4 protein-coding genes are annotated in these 6,000 nt (G+C 58.4%); all 4 read left to right on the top strand.

Annotation, left to right across the window (positions count from 1 at the left end; genetic code table 11):
• Positions 1–494 precede the first annotated feature (494 nt).
• The 4 genes from KTT_RS35950 (at position 495) to KTT_RS35965 (ending at position 4,742) form a co-directional block, all read left to right on the top strand.
• The gene (locus tag KTT_RS35950) at positions 495–731 is read left to right on the top strand and encodes a hypothetical protein (protein ID WP_126594035.1); all 237 of its coding nucleotides are present in this window, start codon (positions 495–497) and stop codon (positions 729–731) included.
• A gap of 226 nt (positions 732–957) precedes the next feature.
• Positions 958–3,045, top strand: a complete 2,088-nt coding sequence (locus KTT_RS35955) for a hypothetical protein (RefSeq protein ID WP_126594034.1) — start codon at positions 958–960, stop codon at positions 3,043–3,045.
• Positions 3,046–3,061: 16 nt separating this feature from the next.
• Positions 3,062–3,691, top strand: a complete 630-nt coding sequence (locus KTT_RS35960) for a hypothetical protein (RefSeq protein WP_126594033.1) — start codon at positions 3,062–3,064, stop codon at positions 3,689–3,691.
• Between the two features lie 82 nt (positions 3,692–3,773).
• Entirely contained in the window at positions 3,774–4,742 is a 969-nt protein-coding gene (locus KTT_RS35965; RefSeq protein ID WP_126594032.1) for an SUMF1/EgtB/PvdO family nonheme iron enzyme, read from the top strand.
• Positions 4,743–6,000 lie beyond the last annotated feature (1,258 nt).

Genomic DNA, 6,000 nt, shown 5'->3' on the forward strand with positions numbered 1-6,000 from the left:
GTTCAATTGCAGGTAGATCAAGAAGCGCTGGCGACGATGATCGGGATAAGGGAGGGAAATTTTCAACGGCAAAAGCATGTATTGATGCAAATTGAGAGGATCGTGCAGATGAACCCGCAGGCGGAGGTGGTGAGGAAGGAGGTAGTGGAGGCAGCGTGGGAGCACCTGGTCTATGGGCGAGGGTGAGAAGAGAGGGAAAAGGCAAGCAGAGGAGCCAGAAGACAGGAGAGGTATCGAGCAGGTACCTCTCCTTTTGTGTGTATGAAAGAGGAGCGCGGGAGAAGGAAAGGGGTTTGACAGGCAGGAATCTCTCCGCTATAATGCATCATATAATGCTATAGTAAATCATAGAATGTATTTAATTGCGAAGGCACGAAGGAAAGGAGTGGACGGGTATGATGAACCGACGGATCGAGCTGCGTCCAGCGGGGATGTATGTGATCCATGAGGTGGGAGTGCATCCGCTGGAGTTTGAGGGAGGCCATGGGTGGTAGGTGCAGTATCGCGATGAGCAGGGACAGCTGCGGTATGGGTATGTGGTGAAGGTGGATAGGGATGGGCGGCACCTGGAGGTGATGGATGCGATGGCGTATCCGCCTGCTCCGACGCCGTTTGGAGCCTGGAAGGAGACGATCGCGTTTGAGGCGGTTGAGATTGCCGGGAATGGGTTTGATTGTCTGGGGAAATGCCCGGTGCTGGAAGGGCTGACCAAGGAAGAATGTGGAAGATGAGTGATCTTCCGAGGGAAAGCAATGGCGCATCTCAAAGAGAGGTTTCTGGCTGATCCTGAGTGTGTGGGCGTGTACCGAAGAAAAGCACAAGAGATCGTGGATGAAAGAGTACAGATAGGCCAGCAAGTCGGAGGAGAGAAGTCCTGTCCATGTGGATGGATGAGAGGAGCATACGTCTGATGAATAGTGCATCGTATGATGAACAGAGGGAGAATCGAAAACGGAGATGGAGCGAAAGAAATTTGGGGAGCCCGTGCAGACGGCGACGGTGGTAGGAGCAGCCTATGGGATTCACCGGACGACGCTCACACAGGCGGCGAAGGCGGGCGTACTGGGCCGGAGCGCGTATCGGTCGGGAGACGCCTGGCTGATCAAGACGGATCATCCGGATTTCTGGGAGTGGCTGCGGGGGCATGAATATCATCCCCGCGTGAAAGGGTATCGCAAACAGCAGGCAGCCAAAGCGGCCCAGCAGCGTCTGCTGGAGGAAGAGGGAATGGACGTGCCACCACAGGAGGCCCATGAGATGGCTGGTAGCCCGACAGTGCATCAGGAAGCGCGGCGGGAGCCAGAGCAGAAGCAGCAAGAGGCTGTGACGAAGGAACCACCAGCGGAGGGAGATCGACGAGCTGCACCAAGCTCAGGTGGGGATGCACCGATGGATCGTGCACGTCATGGTGATCCAGTGCGTGAGCCAGATCTGGTTGTGTCGGTGGTGGAGGATGCAGTGGATGAGGCGGCAGGAGCCACAGAGGCAGGTGTGTCAGCACGTCGCCAACGGCGATTGATCGCGTATATGGATGTGCGCCGCGGGGAGGGAATGACGGACGCCGGTGAGCGTTTCACCTTCGGGGCGCAGGCCTCGTTATCGGAGGTGTTAGCGGCGGTACCGCAGTTGGGTGATACGAACCAGGTGCGTCTGTGGCTCTGTGGGGAATTGCCGACGGATACCAGTGGCTCGTATGAGGGCTGGGTGCTGGCGAGGGAACTGCGGCAGCGGTACACGACCGGTGCGCGCGGGCACTATCTCTCCGATGAGCGTCCAGAGGAAACCGTCGCTCGCTACCGACGGCGAGGCAGCGAACAGGAGCTGGAGATTCGCCACGTGTTCTCGTGGTTCGGGACCGAGTGTACGGCGACCGAAGCCTACGAAGCGATCCGCTTGCTGAGCAGGTACCTGCAGGCCACCTTTGGAGAAGAAGCGAGCGCGTACGCCACGCCAGCGCTGACATTCCAGGCGCTGTGGACACGTTTGAATCGCCTCCAGAAGCGCAGCTTTGCGCCACTGCCGGCCCCGATCCGGGAGACGATCCGGTCCCACGCGGGGCAGGGCCGGATTGAGCTGTGCACCTTGCCGGAGCTGAAGCGTCTGCCTGGCCTGTACTACTACGACGGCATCTTCATGTACAGTGCGCTGGCGTGGGGATTACCGACGGAGTTGGCGATCCATGACAGCCGCAACGAATACGCCGGGAAGGTGGCAGCACGCTACCGTATCCGCTACACGATCCCGACCGACTGGCAGCATCTGGGCCTGTTCATGACACCCCGCGATGCTATCACCGGGAACCAGAGGGATCGACACACCTGGAGTTTCCCCGGAGCAGAGTCTGCTGGCCAGACCTATGAGACGTGGGTGGACGGCTCCGAACTGGACGTGCTCTCGAGCGCCTACGCAAGTATCGAAGAGGGCTTTGCGGTCTGGCGTATCACGATCCTGGAGCGGATTGTCTTCAAGGCGGAGAAAGCCTCGACACAGAAAAAGCCATTGGACGGCCTGGTCGAAAAGCTGGCGAACCTGCGCGAGAAGGTGGAACGCGATGCTTTGGAAACCCCCGATGACGCCCGACTCTATCAGCTGGTGCGCGGTGGGATCCGTAATATTGTCCTGCATGGCATTGGCACGTTCAACCGGTCAAGCCGCAACGTGACATACATCCTTGGGATAGACGAGCCGGCCCCTGATGGATACAGCAGTCGCCGGGAGATTGACGATACGACGGTGTGGTACAGTGTGCCGGCGGCAACGGAAGGCTACAGCCAGCAGTTTGATCACCCGGAATGGGCGGCGCAGGTGTGGGCGCGTTGTCGTGCCAGAATGATCAAGGCCGCGCTGACGCTGCCACGGGAATCGATCATTGCCATCCGCACGGACGCGATCGCGCTGACCGAGGAACACCCGGACTGGAACACGAACACGAAGCGAGGCACGTTGCGGCTGAAGTGGGCGATCCGGCAGTCGGTGAACGCCCCGCATACCTACGAAGCGCTGGATCTGCTGCAGCGGCAACAAGAGAAGGAACGGGACCGGTAATGAGGGAGAAGAAACCATGGCAGAGATGACACCGGCGGCCGAGGCGATCGCGGGATTACTGGCCGGGGGCTGGACATATGCTGAAATTGGGCGCTCGTTGGGGATCAACGGTTCGAGCATCCGGCAGGCGATTCATCCCAGTCCGGGCCAGCGCCAAAAACCCCTTGCCAAATACGTCCCGGTCCTCCAGCAACTGCAAGGGACGGCGCCAGGCACCAGGCCCGCGACACTGCCAGAGCGACGCAAAACCAAGAGCGGAAACGTGGCCAGCGTGCGTAAAGGCATTCGTGAATTCAAGACAAAGCAGGGGGAGACGCAGTACGCCGCCCGCGTGAAAAAGGGGAGTGCCACGCTGCAGAAACTGCTGGATCTGGCCGCCCAGACCGGAAAAAACGTGCGCTGGGACGTGCTGTTTCAAACGATCCGTACCATCAGCGACGCCACGAAATCGGGGTGGGTAACGGGCAAACTGCCTGATGGCTGGACGGCCGCCACGCTGCTCTCACGCATCGCGCAGCCCCAACAGGGCGACAGTTGGAAACCCGGTGATGTCAGTGGTGCGCTGATAGCGTTAGCCAAGGAACAAAACGAAGGCGTTGTGTCAGCCACGGGTGGCCGGGAATTTAGCATCTTTACGATTCCGTAGCCTCGCTGGTGCGTAGACACGGTGATCTGTTGATACCCAAAAAGGAACCAGTTGGCCTTCGTTCGAGAAAGGAAGGACAGAGATGGATCAGGAGATGGCGCGCGTGCTGCAGGAGGTGGCGTTGTGGGATGCGTGCTCGCTGACGGACTGTGAAGCCGTGGCCCATGCGGTCGAGCAACGGCTGCCGTCGCTATGGGAGTTGATGGGCGTGGAGACGTATGAGGTAGGCGGCCAACGACATGCGATTGCGTTGTTTGCCTGGAGGCCGCCTTCAACATCCTCAGCAGTGACGTATGCGCTGCTTCCCGGTGGGACCGTGACACTGGGCTATGATCGCAGGGCGCCTCTTGCTCCCGATAAAGAACTGGTGCGTGACTGGTGGGACACGCGAATGCTGAGCCTGCATGGGGAACGGGTGACTTTGGATGGCGCTCTGGTGAGAGAGATTATCCCCATGGGTGAGAATGCGTTGGCGGCCGAACTGGCGGAACACCTGCTCCCACTGAGAACGGTCACCCTGGCCCCGTTTTTGCTGGAAACAATCGCGCAAGAAGCTGAGCAGGTGCTTCCCGCGCCAGTGCTCACCTACGAGCGGTATCGCTGGAAGGGGAAGGACTCCTGCTATTTCACGCGCTCCATCCATCGTGCGTTGCCACATCGTCACGTAGTGGCGTTTCTGAAACAGCAGGGATGCCGTCTGCCCAGTGCGGATGAATGGGAATATGCCTGTGCGGCCGGTGCTCGGAGTCTCTTTTATTGGGGAGATGGACCGTTTGCTTCTGGAGAAGATCGCCCCGTGGATCCACCGGCTCACAATGCGTTTGGCGTGAGGATCGTGACGGATTCGTATCGTTGGGAATATTGTCAGGATCCCAGTATGATGCGAGGAGGTGATGGAGGTGCACTGGCCTGTAGCGGTGAAGGGGTACTCGCATCATCGCTGCCGCACGCTTCTGCCTATGCGTGCCGACTGACTGATAAGCAGGTGAATAATGGGGTGTTCGGTCCCTGTTTTCGTCGTGTGTTTGATCTTCCTTTTCCTCTGGCTTGAGGAATGCTACAGCCTAGCCAGCGTTCGCCTGCTGTGCTTCCCATGCTGTGGCGATTGCTCTCTGCGAGAACGCTACAGGACGCGCATCTTGCCCCGACTGCTGCCGTACAGCACACGTCCCACCTTCCTGCCTTCCTGCCGCTTCTCAGCGCATGAGACGCCCCTTCACGGGTAAGAGGAGCGCTCTCACTGGCCCCACGTAGCCCCGTGGCTCCCTCTGTTGCTATGACGGCCCTGCCGCGCGCTCTGGCGGCTGCCTGTCTTTTGCTCCTGCTTATGGCTTCCCAGAGAGCACCTCTGCCTGTTGGTGAGACACGTTGCCCCTCCCAGATACGGCTAGCTATGCGCCTGGCTGGCAGGAATGCGCCCACTGGCCTCTGTTTAGAAAGACTCCCTGAGACGGGAGGAGGGATGGTTCTGTTGTCACAGAACCATCCTCGAGAAGATATGAGCATGGAAGCGAGAGCACGGCAAACAGTGCTGGAAGAAGAGTGATGTCATGAGAGAGACAAGGGAGAGCGATACACGATACGTTGCAAGGATTCACCCTGGCGAGAGAGACGAACGAAGAGGCAGACACGATGAAGGGGGAGCCTGGGTAGTGCTGTGGACGTGTGATTGGGAGAGAGAACGAAAGGAGTGGAGGATGACATAGATGCAGAGAGAGGGCTGGAGAGTAGGGGGAGAGATATGTGGGGATCGAGAGGAGAGTACTCCTCTCGAACACACCCCAAAATGCAAGGCGTGGAGCGGTTGGAGCACCAATCTGTTTGGATGGAATCAATGCGTCTGGTTACTGGCTGTCACGAGAAAAAAAGGGCCAGTTGGCGGCTCTCACCCATGAGAAGTGCGTGTCGCTGGAGGCATGATAAAGAAGGCATGAGGATATTTCTTCCAGGTGAGAGAGGAAGCGCGACAGCGCGGCCCTCATAGTGCGTGTGATTCAATCGGCGCGCTGAGAGACTGCTGAGAGCCTTGTGGAAAAGAGAAGGGTACTGATGGACGCAGACGGAGAAAAAAGTGCTCTCAGCGATTTTTGTGGGTGATACCCCTCGGGGGAGAGAGTAACCCCCGATGATACTTCGTATAGCACCGAAAAGAGGTGAGTAGAATGATGTGCATGGAGAGTGTAAATATGAGTATGTATAAAGTGGAATGGTGGCAAGTGATACTGCAACATGGTAAGACAATGATGGACTGCAAGATGAGCGACAGCGAATCGACCGAGCGACTGCGACAGCAGGAGAGCGCTGCCCCC

Origin of the sequence: Dictyobacter aurantiacus, assembly GCF_003967515.1 — a bacterium.
In the GTDB taxonomy this organism is placed as follows: Bacteria; Chloroflexota; Ktedonobacteria; order Ktedonobacterales; family Ktedonobacteraceae; genus Dictyobacter; species Dictyobacter aurantiacus.

Bases quoted from the DNA above. Each gene is read 5' to 3' on its own strand.
- KTT_RS35955 (WP_126594034.1), top strand. From the start codon at position 958: ATGGAGCGAAAGAAATTTGGGGAGCCCGTGCAGACGGCGACGGTGGTA.
- KTT_RS35960 (WP_126594033.1), top strand. From the start codon at position 3,062: ATGGCAGAGATGACACCGGCGGCCGAGGCGATCGCGGGATTACTGGCC.
- KTT_RS35965 (WP_126594032.1), top strand. From the start codon at position 3,774: ATGGATCAGGAGATGGCGCGCGTGCTGCAGGAGGTGGCGTTGTGGGAT.